Annotated in this window: 26 protein-coding genes and 1 other annotated feature; of the genes, 1 reads left to right on the top strand and 25 read right to left on the bottom strand. The window is 47.9% G+C overall.

Annotated features, from left to right (window positions below; genetic code table 11):
• Positions 1 to 10: 10 nt before the first annotated feature.
• Entirely contained in the window at positions 11 to 625 is a 615-nt protein-coding gene (ruvA, locus tag MHI54_RS15340; RefSeq protein ID WP_095215523.1) for a Holliday junction branch migration protein RuvA, read from the bottom strand.
• A gap of 119 nt (positions 626 to 744) precedes the next feature.
• On the bottom strand, positions 745 to 1,230 hold the full coding sequence (locus tag MHI54_RS15335; RefSeq protein ID WP_095215524.1) for a BofC C-terminal domain-containing protein: 486 nt from the start codon (positions 1,228 to 1,230) through the stop codon (positions 745 to 747).
• 166 nt (positions 1,231 to 1,396) lie between these two features.
• Here MHI54_RS15335 and MHI54_RS15330 point away from each other — a divergent pair, with 166 nt between their 5' ends.
• The gene (locus MHI54_RS15330; protein ID WP_095215525.1) at positions 1,397 to 1,606 is read left to right on the top strand and encodes a hypothetical protein; all 210 of its coding nucleotides are present in this window, start codon (positions 1,397 to 1,399) and stop codon (positions 1,604 to 1,606) included.
• Between the two features lie 39 nt (positions 1,607 to 1,645).
• Here MHI54_RS15330 and safA read toward each other — a convergent pair whose 3' ends face one another.
• The 23 genes from safA to MHI54_RS15215 all read right to left on the bottom strand — a co-directional run bounded on the left by safA (position 1,646) and on the right by MHI54_RS15215 (position 21,960).
• On the bottom strand, positions 1,646 to 2,764 hold the full coding sequence (gene safA, locus MHI54_RS15325) for a SafA/ExsA family spore coat assembly protein (RefSeq protein ID WP_340081997.1): 1,119 nt from the start codon (positions 2,762 to 2,764) through the stop codon (positions 1,646 to 1,648).
• Positions 2,765 to 2,853: 89 nt separating this feature from the next.
• Positions 2,854 to 3,717, bottom strand: a complete 864-nt coding sequence (gene pheA / locus MHI54_RS15320) for a prephenate dehydratase (RefSeq protein WP_095215526.1) — start codon at positions 3,715 to 3,717, stop codon at positions 2,854 to 2,856.
• Positions 3,718 to 3,735: 18 nt separating this feature from the next.
• Complete coding sequence (locus MHI54_RS15315; RefSeq protein ID WP_095215527.1) at positions 3,736 to 4,185, bottom strand: ACT domain-containing protein; 450 nt, start codon at positions 4,183 to 4,185, stop codon at positions 3,736 to 3,738.
• A gap of 27 nt (positions 4,186 to 4,212) precedes the next feature.
• Entirely contained in the window at positions 4,213 to 5,493 is a 1,281-nt protein-coding gene (gene obgE / locus MHI54_RS15310) for a GTPase ObgE (protein ID WP_095215528.1), read from the bottom strand.
• Between the two features lie 12 nt (positions 5,494 to 5,505).
• Positions 5,506 to 6,036, bottom strand: coding sequence for a Spo0B domain-containing protein (locus tag MHI54_RS15305; RefSeq protein ID WP_340081996.1), 531 nt, complete (start codon positions 6,034 to 6,036; stop codon positions 5,506 to 5,508).
• A gap of 127 nt (positions 6,037 to 6,163) precedes the next feature.
• Positions 6,164 to 6,454: a 50S ribosomal protein L27 gene (gene rpmA / locus MHI54_RS15300; RefSeq protein WP_038561650.1), complete on the bottom strand. Its 291-nt coding sequence runs from the start codon at positions 6,452 to 6,454 to the stop codon at positions 6,164 to 6,166.
• A gap of 14 nt (positions 6,455 to 6,468) precedes the next feature.
• Positions 6,469 to 6,798 carry a ribosomal-processing cysteine protease Prp gene (locus MHI54_RS15295; RefSeq protein ID WP_095215530.1) on the bottom strand — a complete coding sequence of 110 codons (330 nt, stop codon included), beginning with the start codon at positions 6,796 to 6,798 and terminating at the stop codon, positions 6,469 to 6,471.
• Positions 6,799 to 6,806: 8 nt separating this feature from the next.
• Positions 6,807 to 7,115, bottom strand: coding sequence for a 50S ribosomal protein L21 (rplU, locus tag MHI54_RS15290; RefSeq protein ID WP_095215531.1), 309 nt, complete (start codon positions 7,113 to 7,115; stop codon positions 6,807 to 6,809).
• A gap of 11 nt (positions 7,116 to 7,126) precedes the next feature.
• Positions 7,127 to 7,195 (bottom strand) — a sequence feature (ribosomal protein L21 leader region).
• Between the two features lie 36 nt (positions 7,196 to 7,231).
• On the bottom strand, positions 7,232 to 8,644 hold the full coding sequence (locus tag MHI54_RS15285; RefSeq protein ID WP_340081995.1) for a ribonuclease E/G: 1,413 nt from the start codon (positions 8,642 to 8,644) through the stop codon (positions 7,232 to 7,234).
• A gap of 8 nt (positions 8,645 to 8,652) precedes the next feature.
• Positions 8,653 to 9,507: a site-2 protease family protein gene (locus MHI54_RS15280; RefSeq protein ID WP_095215533.1), complete on the bottom strand. Its 855-nt coding sequence runs from the start codon at positions 9,505 to 9,507 to the stop codon at positions 8,653 to 8,655.
• On the bottom strand, positions 9,494 to 10,258 hold the full coding sequence (locus tag MHI54_RS15275) for a M23 family metallopeptidase (protein WP_340081994.1): 765 nt from the start codon (positions 10,256 to 10,258) through the stop codon (positions 9,494 to 9,496). Before MHI54_RS15275 ends, MHI54_RS15280 begins: the two co-directional genes overlap by 14 nt.
• A 176-nt stretch (positions 10,259 to 10,434) precedes the next feature.
• On the bottom strand, positions 10,435 to 11,040 hold the full coding sequence (locus MHI54_RS15270) for a trimeric intracellular cation channel family protein (protein WP_095215535.1): 606 nt from the start codon (positions 11,038 to 11,040) through the stop codon (positions 10,435 to 10,437).
• Between the two features lie 74 nt (positions 11,041 to 11,114).
• The gene (gene minD / locus MHI54_RS15265) at positions 11,115 to 11,912 is read right to left on the bottom strand and encodes a septum site-determining protein MinD (RefSeq protein WP_095215536.1); all 798 of its coding nucleotides are present in this window, start codon (positions 11,910 to 11,912) and stop codon (positions 11,115 to 11,117) included.
• Positions 11,905 to 12,591, bottom strand: coding sequence for a septum site-determining protein MinC (gene minC, locus MHI54_RS15260; protein ID WP_095215537.1), 687 nt, complete (start codon positions 12,589 to 12,591; stop codon positions 11,905 to 11,907). The genes minD and minC overlap by 8 nt, the downstream gene beginning before the upstream one ends.
• Before the next feature lie 35 nt (positions 12,592 to 12,626).
• Entirely contained in the window at positions 12,627 to 13,166 is a 540-nt protein-coding gene (gene mreD, locus MHI54_RS15255; RefSeq protein WP_095215538.1) for a rod shape-determining protein MreD, read from the bottom strand.
• Entirely contained in the window at positions 13,166 to 14,062 is an 897-nt protein-coding gene (gene mreC / locus MHI54_RS15250; protein ID WP_095215539.1) for a rod shape-determining protein MreC, read from the bottom strand. Before mreC ends, mreD begins: the two co-directional genes overlap by 1 nt.
• Before the next feature lie 12 nt (positions 14,063 to 14,074).
• Positions 14,075 to 15,115, bottom strand: a complete 1,041-nt coding sequence (locus MHI54_RS15245; protein WP_095215540.1) for a rod shape-determining protein — start codon at positions 15,113 to 15,115, stop codon at positions 14,075 to 14,077.
• Between the two features lie 243 nt (positions 15,116 to 15,358).
• Complete coding sequence (gene radC / locus MHI54_RS15240; RefSeq protein WP_095215570.1) at positions 15,359 to 16,033, bottom strand: DNA repair protein RadC; 675 nt, start codon at positions 16,031 to 16,033, stop codon at positions 15,359 to 15,361.
• A 192-nt stretch (positions 16,034 to 16,225) separates the two neighbouring features.
• The gene (locus MHI54_RS15235) at positions 16,226 to 17,050 is read right to left on the bottom strand and encodes a hypothetical protein (RefSeq protein WP_340081993.1); all 825 of its coding nucleotides are present in this window, start codon (positions 17,048 to 17,050) and stop codon (positions 16,226 to 16,228) included.
• Between the two features lie 264 nt (positions 17,051 to 17,314).
• On the bottom strand, positions 17,315 to 18,070 hold the full coding sequence (locus tag MHI54_RS15230; protein ID WP_340081992.1) for an A24 family peptidase: 756 nt from the start codon (positions 18,068 to 18,070) through the stop codon (positions 17,315 to 17,317).
• Between the two features lie 230 nt (positions 18,071 to 18,300).
• Positions 18,301 to 18,828, bottom strand: a complete 528-nt coding sequence (locus MHI54_RS15225; protein WP_095215543.1) for a YceI family protein — start codon at positions 18,826 to 18,828, stop codon at positions 18,301 to 18,303.
• A 106-nt stretch (positions 18,829 to 18,934) separates the two neighbouring features.
• Positions 18,935 to 20,674, bottom strand: coding sequence for a sensor domain-containing diguanylate cyclase (locus tag MHI54_RS15220; protein WP_340081991.1), 1,740 nt, complete (start codon positions 20,672 to 20,674; stop codon positions 18,935 to 18,937).
• 53 nt (positions 20,675 to 20,727) lie between these two features.
• Positions 20,728 to 21,960, bottom strand: coding sequence for a folylpolyglutamate synthase/dihydrofolate synthase family protein (locus MHI54_RS15215; RefSeq protein WP_095215545.1), 1,233 nt, complete (start codon positions 21,958 to 21,960; stop codon positions 20,728 to 20,730).
• Positions 21,961 to 22,011 lie beyond the last annotated feature (51 nt).

Genomic DNA, 22,011 nt, shown 5'->3' with positions numbered 1-22,011 from the left:
TCGCACTCCTTTATTTCTTTTGACTTAACAAAGCCAAACCTTTCTTGATCAGATGATCAGCACTGTCGCTGTCTTCCTTTTTAAGTTGCGGCAAAACAGCTTTGATCTCGCGCTCCTGGTAACCGAGCGCCCGCATCGCATCTTCTGCATCCTCCAGAGCAATGCGTTTCTTTGCAGTATTGCTCTGGCTTCCTGCCGATGCCTCGATGGCTGTGAGCGAAACCATATAGACAAGCTTGCCCTTCAGATCGAGTATCATCTGTCGCGCCGTCTTCTTACCCACACCCTGAAAGCTTGTCAGGAATTTATCATCTTCCCTTTCGATGGCAGCCACGAATTCCTCGACATTGACACCAGCAAGGATCTGCAAGGCGTTTTTGGGTCCTATCCCCGAAACTCCAAGCAGCTTTTGAAATAAAAACTTATCCTCTGTATTTTTAAACCCGAATAAAGTCTGGGCATCCTCCCGTACATAATGGTATGTATGGACGAGCGCTTCCTTTCCTTCTTCCATCTGGAATTGAAAGGGATTCGGGCATATGATCTCATAACCTACCCCATGTGCTTCCACAAGCACCGCTTCATCTGTAATTCCAGTAATCTTGCCTTTGACATACGCTATCATGCTGTTTCTCTCCTACCTGAATCAATAACTTCTTTCTAGTTTACCACACAAGCGTATGTTCGTATAAGATTATAGGCGAAAAACAGGAAAAGGACCTTCCCTTCCCAGGAAAGATCCTTTTAGCTTGGCAGTGCTTCGATATCATTTTTGGAACGAAATGCCTCCAGGACATCTTCATAGACTTCTTTTGATTGAATCCGGATGCCATCCTCCAGCTGTTTGGCTTGATGGCTTTCCAATTTGCCCTTATTTATCTGATAAAAGGACTGGATGGCCTGCTGATCGATGGGCCGGCCTTCGAATATCGTAAGCTTTCCTTTATAAATGCCGAAATAACCGTTCTTCTTCAATGCCGGTGAGATATCCATCACCTCTTGTTTAAAAACGACTTCCCCCTCTTTCTGCGAAACGAGCTGCCAGTCATGGTAGGTTGACCAAAAATCCTCCATCGCATATATTTTCTCCCGATGGGTCACCTCTGTCTGCTTGCCATCAATATATTGACGCTGCAATACGACCTTCACTTCCACCGGTTCCGCTGCTTGCCCTGCCATGATTGGAACGATTAAAAGGAAAAGCATGCAAAAGACTGAAAAACGTCTCATGACCTTCCACCCCTATTCCGATTCTTTTTCTTCATTTTTTCCCATTAACAGTTCTTTATCCGATTTTTTTCAAAAAAAATTCATTTAACCGTCACTTTTTAGGTTTTCTTTTCGATTATATGTGGTAGAGAATTAGAAAGTCATAGACAAAGGCGGGATGGTTATAGTGAGGAACGATGCGCAGCAAAAGTACCTCCGCTACGTGGAAGCGAAAAGCGAAGCAAATATGGCGAGCGTTTTCTCCGAGGAAAAAGCGACCCTGATACTTAGAAATCACATACAGAACGCCGGATTATCCAAAGCAGAAGTACTTGCTATGGAAGATAAGTATCGCCAGGATATGCATCGGATTTTCGAGGAACATGGTATATTATAAATGAAAGCCCCTTCAACGGAAGAAGGGGCTTTTTTCATTTCATTTATTATCCTGTTCATCCCCTGGCAAATCCTGGGCAGGGGAAGGTTCATAGAAATCGGAAAGAGGTGGCTGTACGCCGTAAGGATCTCTTCTGTATTCAGGCTGAGCTTGCTGATACGGCGGCGCTGCAGGAAAAGGTATATCCGGACCGCAGCAGGAGCGCATCGGTGTTTGCGGATAGAAGTAAGGGATTGGTTGATTTACCGCAGGAGCTTGGTAATGGCGGCCCTGCATCTGTTGACCTTGCTGGTCCCAGTATCCTTGTATCTGCTGGCCTGGCTGACCTCCTTGCTGGCTCCAGTCACCCTGCATCTGCTGACCTGGCTGGCCTCCTTGCTGGCCCCAGCCTCCTTGCATCTGCTGACCTGATTGGCCTCCTTGCTGGCCCCAGCCTCCTTGCATCTGCTGACCTGATTGGCCTCCTTGCTGGCCCCAGCCTCCTTGCATCTGCTGGCCTGGCTGACCTCCTTGCTGGCCCCAGTATCCTTGCATCTGCTGGCCTGGCTGGCCCCCTGGCTGGCCCCAGCCTCCTTGCATCTGCTGGCCTGGCTGACCTCCTTGCTGGCCCCAGTCACCCTGCATACTTCCACCACCTTGATTCTGCATGCTTCCATCTGGCGACTGCGGTATCAGCCAGCTTCCATTCATTGACTGCGGATAGGAAGGCTGGCCGTGCATTTGCTGACCCTGTCCCCAACCCGTACTTGGCTGATGTGTCATCGACTGCGGCAATCCTCCCATATAACCTTGCTGCTGCGGCATACCCGGATATGCACCGCCACCTTGATCCGGCGCGGACATCTGCGGCATTTGAGGCATGATGGGATATGGGGCAGCAGACATATCATCCTCCTGGATTGCCGGTGTATCATGGAACGTTTGAGCTGGTGATTGCTGCCCTGTGTTTCCAGAGGCTCCCGTTCCAGCTTCCGAGCGGATAACTTCTTCTTTTTCTACTGCTTTGGTTGTTGTCGGTATCTTCAGCTTCATACCCGGAACTGCCAATTCCGGTTCACGAATATGCCCGTTCATTTCCCGCAATTCATCAAAGCTGACACCATATTTGTTTGCGATACTCCACATCGTGTCACCTTTTTGTACAATATGAATCTTCAAATCTGAAACTCCCCTTTCATGAACTCACGCATTACTCCATCATCTTATGCATCAAATTCAAAAAGGTTGAAATAGAAAAAGCCGGCACGTCATGATTTCGCGCCGGCTTTTTCCTTATACTGATGAATCGGGTAGCTTCCAAGTACCGTAAGACTGCAGCCTAATGCTGCAATTTCCTGCTGGACGCCTTGGAAAAGAATATCTTCTGCTTCACAAGTCACATCCATTATGAAGAAATAATTACCAAGACCGGTTTTCATTGGTCTGGATTCAATTTTCGACATATTGATCTTCCGCCACGCAAAAGCTGCCAATACTTGATGCAGGGCTCCTGCGTAGTCGTGAGGAAGCGTTACATACAAAGATGTTTTTCTTTGATTCCCAGTACTGATTGTCTCTGGGATGTTGGCTTCTGGCCTCGCCAAAACGAAGAAGCGTGTATGATTATTTGCATAATCATGGATGTCTTCTTGCAGAATCGTCAGACCGAATTCTTTGGCAGCCAGTTCATTACCGATGGCAGCTGCAGGCTCTTCCATACCGGCAACCATCTCAGCTGCGGTCCCTGTGGAAGAAGTTGCATGGGTTGCTGCTTGTGGAAGCTGTGTATGCAGGAACTGATGGCATTGTGCAATCGCATGACTATGAGAATACACTGTTTCTATGTCACGAAGCTCCAGCTTCTTGTTCGTCAATAAATGCTGCCGTATCGGGATGACAATCTCCCCAATAATCGGCAATTGCACTTGATGGATCAGATAATCCATTGTAATCGGCACTGTACCCTCGATCGTATTTTCGACTGGGACGACACAATAATCCATTTCCCCATTTGCGACAGCATCCATACATTGCGGGATCGTCGCATAGCTATAAGCTTCTTCATCAGGGAACAAGGCATCGACTGCCATTTTCGTGAATGTTCCCTTTGGTCCTAGATAACTGATCTTCATATTCCTCTGCTCCCTTGCCTAAGCTTCCGAACTCAAAATCTCCACTTTATCTACGTATTCCAATGCACGAAGCTCATCCAGCAATGACTGGATATCCGTATGCATGCCCGACGTATTCAATGATATGGTCACATTGGCTCTTCCTTGCAAGGGAATCGTCTGGTGAATCGTCAGGATATTGCCGCCTGACCGTGCCACGATGGCCAATAGCTCTGAAAGCGTCCCTGTCCGGTCCTCCAAATGGAAAAAGAGCGTGATCATCCGCTGCTTCACCATAGCCCGGAATGGGAACACCGCATCCCGATATTTATAGAACACACTGCGGGAAAGATCGACCTGCTGCACAGCATCGAAAACTGAAGCAACCTTTTTGCGCTCCAGCAACTCCTTTGCCTGCAATGTCTTTTTCATCGATTCCGGCAGTACATCACTGCGCACAAGATAAAATTGCTCTTCCTTCTCTGCCATACTCTCCCCACCTTGGCTCATACAAAATCAATCTACAAATTCAAATTCGTATTCCAGCAGGCGAATGGTATCGCCATCTTTCGCTCCCCGCTTGCGCAGCGCTTCATCCACGCCCATACCGCGCAGCTGTCTGGCAAAACGTCTGGCAGCCTCATCGCGGTTGAAGTCCGTCATCTTGAATAGCTTCTCGATTGGTTCTCCGTACAATACGAATGCACCATCTGGATCACGCGTGATTTCGAATGGCTTCTCTGATTCTTCGAAACGATAGACGACACGCTCTGTTTGTTCTTCTACCGGTTTTTCGATTTTTGGTATCTCATCCAGCTTGTCCGCAATGGCATATAATACGTCCTGAAGTCCATCTCGGGTGATGGCGGATATCGGAAATACATCGATTCCCTCCGGTATTTTCTCTTTGAACACAGCCAAATTCTCTTCCGCTTCCGGAATATCCATTTTGTTGGCGATGATGATCTGCGGACGCGCTGGCAGATCTTCATTATATTCCTGGAGCTCTTTATTGATCGTCACGTAATCATCGTACGGATCCCGGCCTTCTGTCGATGCCATGTCAATCACATGAACAATGACACGAGTCCGCTCGACATGACGCAGGAACTGGTGACCAAGCCCGATTCCTTCATGCGCTCCCTCGATCAATCCTGGTAAGTCAGCCAATACGAAGCTGCGCTGATCTTTCGTCTCCACCACACCCAGATTCGGTGCAAGCGTCGTGAAGTGATAATCCGCTATCTTTGGCTTGGCGGCACTTACAACGGATATGAATGTGGATTTCCCCACACTAGGGAAGCCGACTAGTCCGACATCGGCAATCAATTTCAGCTCGATCTGCAAATTACGCTCCACGCCGGGTTCGCCATTCTCCGCAAAGTCGGGCGCAGGGTTGCGCGGTGTGGCAAAGCGTGAATTCCCGCGGCCTCCGCGGCCCCCTTTTGCAATGACCGCTTCCTGTCCGTGTTTCGTCAAATCCGCTATCAATTCCCCGCTATCTTCATCGCGAACCAGCGTACCCGGCGGCACAGGCAAAATGAGCGGCTCTGCATTTTTCCCATGCTGCCCTTTACTCATTCCATTTTCACCGCGTTTTGCTTTGAAGTGACGCTGATAGCGGAAATCCATCAACGTGTTCAAACCTTCGTCGACTTTGAAAATGACATCCCCGCCATTACCTCCGTCGCCGCCTGCAGGACCTCCGAGCGGAACATACTTCTCTCTACGATAAGCGACTAGGCCATTGCCTCCGTCGCCTGCTTTCACAAATACCTTGACCTGATCTACAAACATAGTTTCACCTCATCAATTACACGTCAGTACGATGGTACAGCGTGATTTCTTCTCTGGTAATGATTCGATCTTCACTTCCAGTACATAGTCCTTCTGGCCGATCATCTGCAGATTATCCCAGCCTGTGAACGCCCCCGAAAACGTCAGCTCGATGACTGGCTCGCCTTCCCTTGTCTTGACATGGAGCAACCCTTCATACAATTCCATCTTCTGCGCGCTGTCGCTTAGTGCATCCACAACTGCTTCTAAGTTTTCTCGGATCTTCCTGTCATATTCCCAAATCTTCGGTATGGACTCATCCACTTGGAATTTAATCCGGAACTGGGTGTAGGTCCAATTGAAAGAAAGGATCCAAACGAAAGTCTCCGGGATATTCAAATTGGAGAGCTTACGTTCCTCATCCGCCAAACGAATCGATTCCTCGATTTTTTCCTGTACCTTTTCATCCTTGCCTAATTTGGAATAGCTATGTAGGAGTTGGAGCCGATTCATCCATTCATGGCGTGTATATCCTAACAGCGTCATCACTTCATGGTATTCCAACTGTATTCCTCCTTTAAGAAGAAGCAGTCGAGAGGGCAACTCTTCTTCATAAACAATATGTGGTGCAATTAGATGTGGGTTAGAAAAAAAGACCCTAACCCGAAGGCTAGAGTCTCTCTGGCAAACATTAAGCTTCTTGAGCTACCGGATATACGCTGACCTTCTTACGGTTACGGCCGTAGCGTTCGAATTTGACAACACCGTCGATTTTAGAGAACAAAGTGTCGTCGCCTCCTTTTCCAACGTTTGTACCTGGGTAGATTTTTGTACCGCGTTGACGGTAAAGGATAGATCCGCCAGTAACAAACTGACCGTCGGCACGTTTAGCACCTAGGCGCTTGGATTCAGAGTCACGTCCGTTTTTGGAGCTACCAACACCCTTTTTGGATGCGAAAAACTGTAAATCTAGACGTAGCATAGTGGTGCACCTCCTTATTGTTCGATGATTCTTATATGCTTCCCATAGTCCTGTTCAATCGTTTGGAGCGAGACGAGCATAGCTTCCAGCAGAAGAGACGCTTTATCAAGCTGCTCCTCGGACAAGTTATCGGGAAGTACCACTTTCAGATACCCTCCGTCGCCGCCCTGCTCAACTTCCGGCTCAAACTCACCGAGAACGAAAAGGCCATTCACCGCTCCGAAGCTAACTGCCGAAACAGCTGCACATACAAGATCGTAGCCATAAGGGCCGCTTTCCGCATGTCCGCTAAGCTCGAAACTATGAATATCCTCCTCAACACGGTTTATTGTAACAGTAATCATGGTTCGCCTTACGCGTTGATTTTGCCGATTGTCAATTTAGTGTATGGTTGACGATGGCCTTGTTTGCGTTTGTAGTTTTTCTTCGCTTTGAATTTGATCACGTTGATCTTTTTAGCGCGGCCTTGTTTTTCAACAGTTGCAGTAACCGTCGCACCTTCAACGAATGGAGCACCGATTTTCACATCGTCGCCGCCAACTACCAATACTTTGTCAAAAGTAACTTCCGCACCGTTTTCTGCGTCCAATTTCTCAACGTAGATAGTTTGTCCTTCTGTTACTTTAACTTGCTTACCACCAGTTTCAATAATTGCGTACATAACGCACCTCCTCTATGACTCAGACTCGCCATCACAGGCGCCATAGGCTTCTGACCTGATCTGAGCGGTTGTAGCACGGGTGCTAACCTCGTGTAACATACTGATGTTATCATACATCAAAAAAGATTGTCAAGGCTCTGCAGCCCATCTCTTTTCACAGAATCCCAGTCTGATTCTGTCAAGGATAGCCCCTCGGCATCCGTAAATCTCGCAAACACATTTGCATGGGCCTGACTGCAGTTTGTCAGGTGTAGGAATTGCTTGATATGTTCCTTCTTGCCTGAGAGGACATATGCCCTATCTGCTGAGAGGCTGCTGATTTCCCGCTCCAGCTGGAAGCATTGTGTCTCAAAGGAAAGGCTCCTGCTGATCGGAGCTTGCAGCTGCTCCATCAAGGAAGGGCGCTCTCGCTTCCTCGACATTTCCAATATGCCCAGCTTCGTGAATCCATGGACCTCCGTCCGCTGGGAATCCTGCTGGAGTGCCTGACGGAATGTTTGCAGGACAGCCCGCTGCTGATCCTGCCTTTTCATGGATACAAAATCGATCAGGATGATCCCGGATAAGTTGCGCAATCGAATTTCCCGGGCAATTGCCTTTGCTGCCAGCTGATTGACCATGACGGCTGTTTGATGCTTATCCGAGTGCCCTGTATAACCGGCACTATTCACATCGATGACTGTCATCGCTTCCGTTTGATCGATATGCAGCGTGATTCCTCTGTCAATGCTGACAACCGGTGAAATAAGCTGCTCCCAAAGCAAAGACAGCGGCTGGGGAAGGAGCGCAGCAGCATCCCGTTCCCATCTGACTTTCCCGGCGTATTCCGGAAACTGTCCTCGGAGCAGCCTCGCGTGGAAACCGTCATCCACCACTATTTCACTTAAAGCACCGGCTGACATCCGGCGGAGCAGCTGATCCGGAATAAGCGCATCACGGAAGATTTCCGCAGGGGCCCGAGCATCATCACCCGATAACGTATGCCACTTTGTCCGCAGATGTTCCAGTTCTTCCAATAATGCCTCTTCTGTTAGTCTATCTGCTTCCGTCCGCACGATGACCCCTTCACCTGGCATTAACAGGCCCGGCATTTGCGCCTTCCATTTCCGCGCCTGCTCCTCCGGCAATTTTTTGGAGACAGCCACATAGTTTCCGTCCGGCAGATAAACAAGCGCATCACCGGGGATGGTTATATTGGCTGAAAGCTTTGCCCCTTTTGTCCCAAATGCATCTTTTTGAACCTGTACAAAAAGTGTTTGTCCTTCGCGAACCGCCTGCTCGATGCGAAGTGATGGATCTTGTTTGCATGCCGGGACTTCCTGCCGCTGCAGGAACCCTTGCCGCTCGTCTCCAAAGTCGACGAATGCCGCTTGCAATCCCTGATCGACATGCCGGACAATTCCTTTATAGATGCTCCCGACTTTCGAACCCATACCTGGCCTCTCAAGAAAGACCTCTTGCACCTGTCCGCGCTTCACTGTCAAAGCCACTTTTTCTGTCCCTTTACATAGTATATATAATGATAGCATCGTTTTCCTCACTGTCTATTTTGTCGCAGGATATCCCCCACCGTACAATGTGCATGTTTCCTTTTGAAATACATATCACTGCACTGCTGTTCATCCAGGATAGCATTTTTCTCTTTCACGACTATCAAATGCCGTCTGTTCCTCCTGTATTGGGAGAGCACATCAAGAAGAGCCGTGTCCGACGCTGCAAAAATCGGGGTGCTGATTCCGCTTATCGGCCCGTAAGTAGCACGCTGCAGCAGGAAACGCAAAAACACATAATAACGTCGTTTCCATTCTAGCCGATTTTCCCACATTAGAAAACAAAGAAGACCGACGGTACTCAATGTAAAAGGCATTGCCATGCAAACATAAAGAAGTGCAGCTGCTCCGATCATCCAGCTGATGAGGATAAGGACAGTATGCGCCTTCCGGTAGGGCAGCTGCATGGAAAGAATCAATCCGATCAGCTTGCCGCCATCCAGCGGCCAGATCGGCAGCAGGTTGAACAGCAATATGGTCGTATTGTACATCATGGCTGTTTCCAGGACAGCTTCAGGGACGGATGTGGCAGTAAGCCCGTACATAACGCCATACAAAACAAGATGAACAGCCGGTCCAGCCAGGATGACGACCGCCTCTTCCATGGCCCGCCGGTTTCCTTGTTCATCGGTTTCCATCACACCGCCAAATACCCATAACATGATGCGGCGGATACGCCAGCGAAAATGACGCGCTGCCAAAAAATGCCCTAATTCATGCAGCAGGACGATCACGAACAAAACCAGCACTTCCATGAGCATGCCGGTAAATACCCCAATGAGCAGAAATCCCCAGAAAACCGGGTGCAGGTGAATAGGCGGGAGCCAGTTACGGCGCGTCAACTGGTGTCTCCTGCATCGGGTTCAAATACTTATTTCCCTGCTGGATTGCAAAATAGACAGATTGGGCATTTTGCTCATTCGGCACGAATTCACCGATTTTTTCATTAGTGTCGATCCGCTGGTATTGATTCACCTCGATGGCATCCAGATGGCCATAGATACTTTTGCTCTTATCCGCATGCTGCAGGATGATGGTCTTTCCTGTTTCTTTATCATTTCCTGCGAAAATGACGATTCCTTCATCGACTGCCACTACATCAGTCTGCCGCTCCGATTCAATCAAGATACCCTCCTTTGATTCTTCGAACGGCTGCACGACAGTCCCATTCACCGGCATTGCCTGCCCCTCAGCTGCAGCATCGCCATCTGAACCCGGGCTCAGTGCCACCGGATCACCGAAACGTTCCTGATACCAGCTATTGACGGTCGCGAAGGGAAACTCCTCTGTCAGAGCAGTGAGCACGGTCCCCTTTGTCTTCTCTATAAATGGATGGTTCGCCTGTAAATAAATAGCCGTACCAAAAAACAGACTTGCAGAGAGGATCAGCCTGAACATGAACCGGGAAGCGAACTTCGAGTTATCCTGTGGACTTGGCGGATCATATTTTGGACTCGATGGGAATCCATGTGATTCCTCCTCATCGACTGTAAATGATCTGACTGTATCCGCCATGCCTTTTTGGATCTGTTCCCCCTTCCGCCGCTTACGCTCAGCTATCCCTTTTCGTACCGTATGCAGATTCTTTCCCATAACGAACCCCTCCCTCTCTCCTTCTTTGTACAAGTCTATGAAGGAAGCGGACAAGTTATTAAAACAAGCGAAAAAAGCCTCCCTTTGAATCAAGGGAGGCTTCCATCATTTCGGCACTGCCGACAATAGGAAACGATGCTGTCTGACATGCAGAAACCCGTTCTTTATGCTGATCCTTATTGATAATGCATCTTCGGTACCGGCAGCTGCCATTTCCGGTGGAAGGAATAGATACGCAGGAAGATGATGACTGCAAACAATCCATAAAGCAAGATGGGATGATCGGCAGCACCAAGGCCGATGACAAGACCGGCCAACGCAGCCCAGCTTCCATAGATTTCGGCTTTGAAGACATATGGTTTCCTGCCAGCCAGCACATCCCGCAAAATACCGCCTCCGCTCCCGGTCAAAAAGGCTGCAACCATGATTGCCAGCAGACTATGATTCAAACTGGCAGCATGCAGTGCGCCCTGGATGGCAAATGCCGCCAAGCCGATTGCATCGGCATACAAGCCCGACTTTTTCCATGAATAGCTGACCCATTTAGGAAAAATCAGGATGACGGTAATCGATAGGAAAGATATATAGAATAATGTCGTTTGGGACCATAAATAAGAGACAGGCAAGCCAATCAGCAAATTACGGATGGCCCCTCCGCCAAATGCTGTCACAAAACCCAAAATATAAACGCCGAATACATCATATTTCTCATCCATGGCGACGAGGGCACCACTGATGGCGAAAGCAGCTGTGCCAATGATACTGAAAATATCCCATGTCATGTTGTACATTCCCCTTGTGTGTAATGACAAAAAAAACCCGCAACTCCGACAAGAGCTACGAGTTCATTATAAGTTCATTTACTTTTGGAAAAAAGCTTTTTCAATCGGCTGAACATGCCTTTTTCACTTTCAAAGCTCATAAGCGGTACCGACTCTCCCAAAATCCGCCGCGCGATGTTACGATACGCAATACTTGCCTTGGTATTTGGATGGAAAGCGACTGGTTCCCCGTGATTGGAAGCTTTGATCACTTCATCATCATCGGCCACGATACCAAGCAAGTCGATCGACAGTACTTGGACTATTTCATCCACTTCCAGCATGTCGCCTTCCTGTACCATATGATTGCGGATCCGGTTGACGATCAGTTTAGGCGATTCGATATCCTCCTGCTCCAGCAAGCCGATAATGCGATCTGCATCACGTACACTCGGTTTCTCCGGTGTGGTGACGACGATCGCTTTATCCGCTCCTGCTACAGCATTCTTATAACCCTGCTCGATACCGGCTGGACAGTCGATAAGAATGTAATCGAATTCCGGCTTCAGCTCGGCTACGATTTTCTCCATTCCCTCTGGTGTCAAATCCGATTTATCACTAGTTTGGGCAGCTGGCAGTAAGTATAGATGATCGAAACGCTTGTCTTTGATCAATGCTTGCTTCAGCGAGCATCTGCCGACAATTACATCGATGATGTCATAAATGATGCGATTTTCAAGTCCCATCACAACATCCAGATTCCGAAGACCGATATCCGTATCAATCAAACAGACTTTTTTCTCCATCAGTGCAAGCGCTGTTCCCAGATTGGCCGAAGTAGTCGTCTTCCCTACTCCTCCCTTACCGGATGTAATAACGATTGCTTCACCCATTTAACATTCTCCTCTCGAAACTGCTGATGCCCGGACGTTTGCGAATCACTGCCTGCAAACGATCGATGATGATCTTTTTCTCTTCCTCATCGATGTGTCCGCATTCCATATAAACACCATCCGTCTCATGATCAGGGGCACGGCTGATATAATCCGCTATACGAAGCTGCGTCGGATTCATATAGGAAGCAGCGATGACAGCATCAGCGTTGCCATCCTTTCCAGCATGCGCAATTCCAAGCAGATTCCCCATGACAAAAATATTCCCTGTAGCTGTCACACAGCCACCTGGATTCACATCGCCAAGCAGCAGCAAATCCCCCTTCACTTCCAGTACCTGACCGGAACGGACGACGCGGCTGATCGCTTTCACCTCAGCCTCTTCCTTCCATTCATTAGCCTTTTTCTTCGTAATGACATCAGAATGGATCGATTCGACCCGAAGGCGCTGTTTACTGGTAATCATCTGACGGAGGGTTTCCTCCTGCTCTTCGTACAGATATCTGTTGCCTAACTGAATATGTACACTGACAAGATGATCAGCAGAATCAATGCGATTTGCTTCAAGCTTCTCTTCCAATTCCTTCAGCAATTCCTCGAAAGAACAGGCATCATCCATATGCAAGGTCAGCCCTTCCCGGGTACCTTTGATCGTGATGATCTGTTTGTTTCCAATCAAGATGGTCACCTCCGTTCGTCGTCTGATTTTCTTCTCTATAAGCTAGTCGTTCTTCTGAGCTGCGAATCGGACCATTTCTGCAGAGGTTTTTGGAAAATCAGATACAAGATTACAAGCATGATAAGGTTGGCACCAAGCGTCGGCAAAAGACGCTGCACTAAATAAGCACCGAATCCGATCGGTGTGATGCCGATAAGATGATAGATAAGATAGCCGATGGCATCGGCAAAAACGATCGATAGCACCCCCAGCAGTGCAGCCACAAAGATATTGCCATGCAGCACTCTGCGAAGTTCCAGTATCAAGTAGATGCTGAAGCCATAAGTGAACATATAAACACCCAGCATATCCGTATATACGATATCCTTCAGCAAACCGAAGATGATCGCATATAACAAGCTGTAATACGTGTTATCCAAATCATAAAGCATCGCGATCAGCACAAGGAATAAAAGACTCCAATGCGGAATCAGCCATGTGTCACCGCCAATGAACTGCTTGGGCAGCAGAGCAGTGGCCACACCCTCAAGCGACACGATCAGGAGCATGATGAGCGGCAGATACAATTTTTTCATTACAGCCCCTCATCTCCATTGCCGGAAGAGGCTTTCTCGGACGCCGCATCGACGACGATGACTTTATCGATATCATACAGATCAGCTGTCGGTTTTACGTGGACTGTCTGCGACAAGCCATATTGGTCAAGCTCTACGGAATCCACTTCCCCGATCGGAAGGCCTTTAGGGAATACACCGCCAAGTCCGGATGATGTCACAAGCGAGCCTTCTTTGATCTCCAATTCCGGCTTCACGCCCGTGAACAGGAGCATGCCGTCCTTTTCATCGTAGCCTTCGATCAAACCGAAAATCGTATCTTGCTTTTCTCCGTCTTTGTTTTCCCCTCCGGAGATCTGGGCAGAAATCCGGTTTGTTTCATTGAATCCGCTCAATAATTGTACGGAAGCAGTGCTGCGGCTGACATCTTCAATCTTGCCGACCATGCCGCTGGCTGTCATGACAGCCATATTCGCTTCGATACCATCGTCGGAACCCTTATCGATCGTGAGCTGATCGAACCATCCTTCTGGACTGCGCACGATGACATCGGCAGGAATCGGATCATAGTCCATCGATGTGTATTGATTAAAGGCTTCATTGGATTTCTCCAATTCATCATACTGCTTCTCCAATTCCTGATAACGGAAGAGCAGGCCTTTATAATCGTCCACTTTCGATTTCAGCACCTGATTTTCTTCGTAAGTATTCTTCAAGTCTTTGATATTCGTCATTACCGTAGAGGTGAACTGTGCAGGCTTGGAGAAGATATTCTGCACGAACCCTACGGTATCGCTGATCAATTGTTCTGGTAATGTCTGGCTGCTCCGATCCCTGGTTGAAAAGCCGATCAATCCGACCAGGATGATGATCGCAATCAGGAACAGGAACATCCGTTTTTTCTTAAAGAAATTCATAACTCACCCAACTCAATTTTTAGTAGCTTTGGAAAATACATGTGGATGGGAACGGAAATGCTCGATGAATTCCAGTGACTTACCAGTACCGATGGCAACACTATCAAGCGGGTTTTCCGCTACGAAAACCGGCATTTTCGTTTCTTCACTGATGACGCTGTCCAAATTGCGAAGCAGTGCACCTCCACCAGAAAGGACGATACCGCGATCCATGATGTCCGCGGCCAGCTCAGGCGGTGTTTTTTCCAATGTGAGCTTCACGGCATCCACGATTGCACTTACTGTATCCTGCAATGCCCCGGAAATCTCCTTCGCACTCACACTGATGGTCTTCGGCAGTCCAGTCAGCAGATCGCGGCCGCGAATTTCCGTATCTTCGTCCGTTTCCGGTATGCCAGCATGACCCAGATCCATCTTCAATTGTTCAGCGGAGCGTTCCCCGATCATCAGATTGTATGTTTTACGGATGTATTGGCTGATCGCTTCATCCATATCATCCCCTGCTGTCCGGATGGACTGGCTCGTTACGATACCGCCCAAACTGATGATGGCAACCTCTGTCGTACCGCCGCCGATATCAACGATCATACTCCCTGTCGGCTCCCATACCGGCAGACCGGCACCGATAGCTGCCGCGAAAGGCTCGGCGATAGGGAAAGCATCCTTGGCCCCTGCCTGTTTCGTCGCATCGATGACAGCACGCTCCTCTACCATCGTGATGCCGGATGGCACACATACCATGACGTTCGGCTTTTTCGCAAACGAAGAACGATTGCGCTGCGCCTGCTTGATATAATATTTCATCATCGTTGCCGTTGTATCATAATCCGCGATGACACCATCCTTCATCGGACGGATGACACGGATATTCCCCGGTGTCCTGCCGATCATATTTCTTGCGTCGCCGCCTACTGCTTCCACCTGACCAGTTTCCACATTTGTCGCCACGACAGAAGGCTCACGGACGACTACGCCTTTTCCTTTTACAAAAACCAATGTATTTGCTGTACCCAGGTCGATACCTAGGTCTTGTGAAAAACTGAATTTCGCCACAATTAATTCTCCTTTTCCGAGTCCGTTCGTCTCAGCAAAGCTGCTTGTCAGCAATGCATACTTTTCATATATTGTCTCATTATGTTGTACTTTATCATAGCAGAAACCTATCCACCAGACATAGTAGTAAGGTATTAAAGCATACCATCAGAAGAAGCGCCAGCTAGTAAGTTGTACCATGCTAGGCGCTTATCTACAAAGCTAGTATCAATTATACGAGAAAACTAAAAAAATAGATAGTGATTACAAGTATCCTTTTTCCTTTAGGGAAATAAACTTACGGTCACCGATGACAAGGTGATCCAAAAGCTCGATGCCAATCATCTTGCCGCATTCCTGCAAGCGCTTGGTGACAAGGATATCTTCCTGTGATGGAGAAGGATCACCGGACGGATGGTTATGCGCACAAATGATGGATGCAGCAGAGCGACGGACCGCTTCACGGAATATCTCCCGGGGGTGGACGATGGAAGCGTTGAGGCTGCCAATGAAGATTGTCTGACGGTGGATGATATGATTCTTCGTATTGAGGAATAGTACGACAAAATGCTCCTGACGCAGATTACGCATTTCTTCCATTACATAATCCGCTCCATCCTTGGGGCTTCGAACAGTATATCGTTCTGCCGGTTTGTATCGATGCAGGCGCTGCCCGAGTTCGATGGCAGCCAAAATCAGCACTCCCTTGGCCGTACCTATTCCTTTAATGGCAGTCAGCTCTTCGATTGTCGCATCCCGCAGAAGCTGCAGACCTTCAAAATGCATCAAAAGCCGCTGAGCAAGCAACGTGACAGACTCATCCCTTGTCCCGCTCCCTAGCAGGATCGCAAATAACTCCGCATTGGACAAATGGGCAGCCCCAAGCTCCAGCAGTCTTTCCCGAGGTCGATCTTCCTTCGGCACCGATTTTATCGTCATTCCTGTTTGCAATAAAAAACCGCCTTCCTTCTGACTCGGATTCCTGTGTGGCGACAGGTTATGAGAAGCTTAACGGAAGACGGCTTGCCATTCAAATTGGCAAATAATGATTTTATGGATACTCCCCTTCACATTACGGAAAAATCAGGTCGAATAATGCAAATTCCCAAACAATGATAAGCTAGTCAGTTTTCATTGCCCCTCGGCAGTAAGACTGGCTTCATGCCAAACGGGCAGCAGCATGCTGGTGGTGAAAGCACCTTGCTCCATCGCGGCTACAGCTTCATCCGATGCTGTTTTGACATTGGCTGCTTCTGCCGGGATTTTCTCCTGCCAAGCTTTCCAAAGAGCCGGATCCTGATTATCACCCGCTGCAATCAGTACAGCAAGCTCGTCCAGCCAAGCACTGCTGCCTGTCTCAACACCTGGATCCCATTGCTTTACATAGCTTTCATAGCCTTGGGCCTGCAGCTGGGTGCCAAGTGTTTCCGCCTCCTCTTTTGATCCAGCCATCCCCGTCAAAAGGAAGAATTGACCATTCTTTTCCCACAGTACAGCTGGAATTCCGGCATCCGTGTATTTCTGTACCACATCCTGGCCTACATCCTCCTGATTATAAACGCCGCCTTGCACCACATAAGCAGTGAGATCATTAAACGCCCCAGCATTGGCTGCAGCCTCCTTCGTTGCCACCGGAGCAGCCACACTACTTGTACCCGATTCCATACCAGCTGTATAACGGAGCAGCAAGAATCCCAGTACGATGCCGATCAAGGCTGCTCCAAGGGCAGCCGCTGCCAGCTTTTTGGCTAAAGGAGATAATGTCACTCCATTCTTCCCGTTTTTCTTTTCATTCAGCTGATCCAGTACCGGTACATCCTTCTCGACAGTGGCAGCCGCTTCTTCGTCATAAAGTGTGTAGCTTCCCTCACCAATCATCTCTTCTTTTGACTGCTGGTGTTGCTTCTTCTGCTTCTTGCCGCCGATCTTGACAGAAAGTCGCTTTTTCTCTTCCATCCTGGCACCTCTTTTATCATTGATAGGCCTAACTCTAGCACAGCCGGAAATAGAAGTAAGAGAAATGGTGTCGAGACAAAAAAAGAGTGTTCGACAGGAAGGACCCATCAAACACGCTTTTCTACGAATTAAGAAGCAGGATTATAAAATACCCGTAAAGATATCGTTGCAATATAGCTATTTTCCATGGCTTTTGTCAGGATCTTGCCATCACCTTGTAATCGCAGGATTATGTGATATACCCTCCTTATTGGACAGGCTCATTCAAAAGAATGAATCGGTATACCAGCCAAGCATTGCATCACCGTGGAAATAGGTGATGAGAGCGCCCAACAAAATGTACGGACCAAACGGGATTGCTTGTTTCCGCTTCAGAATCTTCGCCGATAGCAAGAGCAGACTGATAGCGGCTCCGATTATGGTAGAGAGGAAGAACGTAAGCAATACTCCCTTCCAGCCAAGTACCATACCGAGCAGGACAAACAACTTCAAATCCCCGCCTCCCATACCGCCCCGGCTGAATAGAATGACGAAAAAAAGCAGGACAAACGCCAAAACGGATCCAACGATCAGATCCCACCATGGCTCTAATGGAGTGATGATGCGGAAGATGAGGAAAAGGGGAAGGAAAAACATCAAAATCTTATTGGGGAGGAGCATGAAACGCATATCCGTCACGAACAGGATTGCTGCCATTGAAATCAGTACAAAAGCTGTGATCAACTCCCACTGCAGTCCAATCACCAAATAGCTGTATCCGAATAACAGCCCGGTCACAAGCTCTGTGAATGGATAAAGCAAGGAAATCTTCTGCTGACAATGACGGCATTTCCCACCCAGCACCATGTAGGAGACAACCGGAATCAGGTCATACGCCTTGATTCGATGCTTGCAGTTCGGACAGCAGGAACGCTCCGAGTGGAACATTTTCTTTTCCGGGACACGCATTCCGATGACATTGCAAAACGATCCAAGAACATTGCCTAGTATGAGGAAATAAAGCAGCAGGTAAATCGACATACATTAGCTCCTTACTTAAGGAAATATAGAAATCTATCACAAGGAAATATTTCTGCGAGATTTCGATATCCGGAAGCGGAGATCCTTCAACCGGAATGCTTTTATTCTCCCCCACACACCAAAATTTTGCAAGTTAATTTCCACCCACCTCCTATTTGATCCTCCAATAACGATGAAGATACAAAAAAGGACCTGCCACAGCCAGGGCAGGCCCTTCCTATATTCCTTTCTTACTCTACCACAAACTCAAAGTCAGCCGTGAATTTGACATCTTTCCCGATCAATACACCGCCTGTTTCAAGGGCTGCATTGTAAGTCAGGCCGTATGCTTCGCGGTTGATTTTTCCTTCGACTTCGAAGCCGGCAATTGTGCTGCCATCCATTGGGTTTTTGGATGTGCCATTGTATTCCACTTTGAATGTTTCTTCTTTAGTTACATCCTTGATCGTGAAGTCTCCAGTGATTTCCAATTCATCATCGGATACTTTTTTTACGGATTTGCTTTTGAATGTCATGGCAGGATGGTTCGCTGCATCGAAGAAATCTCCGGATTGCAAGTGACCGTCGCGATCTGCGTTGCCAGTGTTGACAGTAGCGGATTGAATGGTTACTGTCACGGATGCATTTTCCAAATCATTCAAATCCCCGCTGAATTGTACATCGAAGTCTTCGAATTTCCCCTTCGCTTTGGAAACCATCATATGTTTGACTGTGAATGAGATACCGCTGTGTGCTTTATCCAATTTAAAAACTGCCATGTTTGTTCCTCCTCAGTGGTGTTTAATCATTAAGTTACTTTATGTAAGTAACTATATATTAATCACTTTGTTACGTCAAGCAATTATTTATTAAAAAACATTCCTTTTACGAAGGAATGTCTTCTGGTGCCTGTTTCAATTTATTGTAAATACTCACACGGTTCCGGCCTTTCTGTTTGGCACCGACATACATGGCCCGGTCGGCATGCCGTACAAGTTCCAGGGCATCTTCACTGTTTTCCGGATAAGATGCGACACCAATGCTTACTGTCACATTCAGTGCCACTTGCTGCCCACTGTCCAATGTATGCTTCGTTTCGAATGGCTGAGCCGTGATACTTTCACGTATGGTCTCAGCGATTGCTGCTGCTTGGGAGCTACCGCAATCAGGCAAGATGACGGCAAATTCCTCTCCTCCATACCGCGCCAGTATCGCTTCCTCCCCCGCAATCTTGCGTAATCTGTCCGCCACTCCCCGCAGGATATCATTCCCTGCTTCATGTCCATAGGTATCGTTGATCTGCTTGAAATGATCCAAATCCATCATGATCAAGGATATCGGATTTGCCCGCCCGCTCCCCAGGAAAAGCCCTTTGAGTGCATTGTCAAAGTACCCGTAATTATATAAGCCTGTTAATGGACATCGTTCGCTGCTATCCTTGGTCTGTTCATAATGATAAGCATTCAGCAAGCTTGCAGCCATGAAGTTTGCCAGTAAATCGACAAGCATGAATTGGTATTTTTCATAGATATTGCGCTGCTCGGAAAGCAGGACCAGGATGCCGATGATCTGATTGTCCCTTTCAATCGGCAGGCACATCAGGCTTTCACTGTGAGGGGGTGCTGTTCTATTCCATTTATCTATCCACTGCTTCCGTTTTCCATAACGGACGCCATTTCCTTTCATACAGACTGAACCGGCAATACCCTCTCCTATTTCCTTGCTATCTCCTTGCTGGTAAAAGGAACGCTTTTTCGGATCATAAAGCCGGATCAGCTTAAGCTTCCGGCTATCCGTTACGTCATACAAGTAGGCTTGGTCTACCGGCACAAGTGCTACGATCCGTTTCATGAAAAGATCCAACGTTTCCTTCACATTCAGCTGACCCGTCAGCTCATGCCCTATTTCACTGACAAGGCGCAAATGTTCATTCATGCTGCGGCTTCCATAATAAAGCCGTAAGATATAAGACGTACTTGCTATCGAAAAGCCGATGAAAATAACCGCAATCCAGCCAATCTGATGGTAAAGCAAATGCAGGAGGAGTGCAGCTGGCAGTATGTAAAAGGTCGTCATGAATTCCCAGAAAAAGCTTCGCTCGAATATCTTGTCCCTCTTATCGTAAATATATCTTCTGGTCAGCGTGATCAAAAGGTGATTCATCATAAAGAGTGTCAATGAGTATGGAAGGACGCCAACGATATGCATCGGCGTCTCCAAGGCATGAGCAGCGCTTCCCGGCAGATCAAACAGTCTGTATACTCCTGCTGCCGAGACGCTCATCAGGAGGAACATCAAATAATTCAATGGGATGCGGAACAAGTCTTTCCGAGTCATGCGTACTTGCAGCAAAACAATGGTCACACTGCATGTCGTGATGATCAGCTCCACAAACAAACCAAAGTTCAGATAGATGACAAGCGCGATACCATTCAAGAAAAAGACGGGAATCTGGTTGACCATGATCGGAAACAGCGCCACAATGATTGCCAGGGCGGTAAAAGCACTTAGATCAAGCCATTTCAGCTCATCGAAATTCGCCCGTTGATAGAGGAAGTATAAGGAAGCAGGCCAAATGATGGCCCAAGCCGCCCATATCCATCGTTTCTTGCTGCTGTTCACCATCTAGCTTCTTCCTTCCTATCTGCCGTACACATAAAAGATTCAGATAATTTAAACTACCATGTTTTTCTATTTTTCACAATATACTCTCTGACTTGGTAGATGAAATGCAAGGAGCCGGTAACAAAATAAACCGTATCGGATCGGCCATGCCGATATACCTGGTCCATCCACTCCTTCCAATCAGGAATGGTATGCACTGTCGGAAATGACCTCATCAAAGTCTCCATATCCACGGCTCTCGTATGTTCAAAAGTTGTCAGGGAGATATTCATGGTTATCTCTTTCAACTGTTGAATCATCTGTTCAAAAGGCTTGTCCCGAAAAGCGCTGAATAAAACCTGAATGTTGGCATCCGGGTAGTTTTCTTCAACCGTTTGGATGAATGCAGCCATCCCTTCTGCATTATGAGCCCCATCCAGGATGATTTTTGGGTCCTCATCCATTACCTCGAACCGCCCCGGAAGCTGCGCTTGGCTGATTGCTTTCTTCACTTTACCGTTTTCAAGCTTCATCCCCAGTTCCTGAAGTACATGGCAGGCTTGTACTGCAACCGCTGCATTTATCTTTTGATGAGATCCTATCATTTTCGGATTGATTTCCAACTGATCAGCATCCTGTTCCTCGACCCAGGTAATGGGTACAGCTGCGGTTTCTGCTTGCCGCTCCAATACTGCTCTTGCTTCCACCTGGGTTACTGCGCTTATGACTGGGGCTCCTGGTTTGATGATGCCTGCCTTTTCCTCGGCAATGGCTGTAATCGTATCTCCCAAAAAGCGCTGATGGTCAAGTCCGATATTGGTAATGATACTAAGAATGGGCTGCAAGACATTCGTGGCATCCCCCCGTCCTCCCATGCCGGCTTCGATCACAGAAATATCTGTGTGCTCGGCAAGATGGCCAAACGCGATACACACGTGAATTTCAAACTCACTCGGATGATCCTTTGCTTTGTCCATCTCTGCTATCACAGGTAAAAGGCGATTTGCTGCAGCGATGAATTCCTCTTCTGTCATCCATTTTCCATCCACTTGGATGCTTTCCAGGAATCCTCCGGGAGTCGGGGAAATGAAACTCCCTGTTTTCCAGCCGTTATATGTCAATGCCTGGGCAAGATAGGCGGATGTCGATCCTTTTCCATTCGTCCCGGCAATATGTATGCTTTTCATCCGACGTTCGGGATTGCCTGATGCCTGCAGCAGCTGCTGCACCCGATGCAGTCCCGGTTTGATGCCAAGATGTCTGCGGCTTGCCAAAAAAGCTTCTGCTTGTGTCATGTTTGCAAACATAAAGCATCTCCTTCCATGTATAATTGATAATTATATCAAACTAGTTTGTGC

Origin of the sequence: Terribacillus sp. FSL K6-0262, from assembly GCF_037977385.1 — a bacterium.
Classification (GTDB): Bacteria; Bacillota; Bacilli; order Bacillales; family Amphibacillaceae; genus Terribacillus.
Note: the sequence above shows the minus strand (reverse complement) of the source record. Positions and strands in the feature narration are given on the sequence as shown.